The 255-nt window shown below is 63.1% G+C and carries 1 protein-coding gene; it reads left to right on the top strand.

Translation table 11 applies throughout. The features are described 5' to 3' along the window. Positions 1-255, top strand: a 255-nt coding sequence (locus HNW77_RS17390) for a 1-deoxy-D-xylulose-5-phosphate synthase N-terminal domain-containing protein (protein ID WP_275942166.1), incomplete at both ends; no start/stop codon positions are given.

Genomic DNA, 255 nt, shown 5'->3' with positions numbered 1-255 from the left:
ATGTCGGCCCGGTTGACGGGCATGACATGAACCAGCTCGTCCACATCCTGCGCAACCTGCGCGATGCCGAGGATGTCGGCCCCGTGCTGCTGCATGTCATCACCGAAAAGGGCCACGGCTACAGCCCGGCCGAATCGGCGGGGGACAAGTATCACGCCGTCTCCAAGTTCAATGTCGTGACCGGCGAACAGAAGAAGGGTCCGTCCGGCCCGCCGAGCTATACCTCGGTGTTTGCGAAGGAACTCGTCCGCCAGG

Origin of the sequence: Komagataeibacter melomenusus, from assembly GCF_013155395.1 — a bacterium.
Taxonomy (GTDB): domain Bacteria; phylum Pseudomonadota; class Alphaproteobacteria; order Acetobacterales; family Acetobacteraceae; genus Komagataeibacter; species Komagataeibacter melomenusus.
Note: the sequence above shows the minus strand (reverse complement) of the source record. Positions and strands in the feature narration are given on the sequence as shown.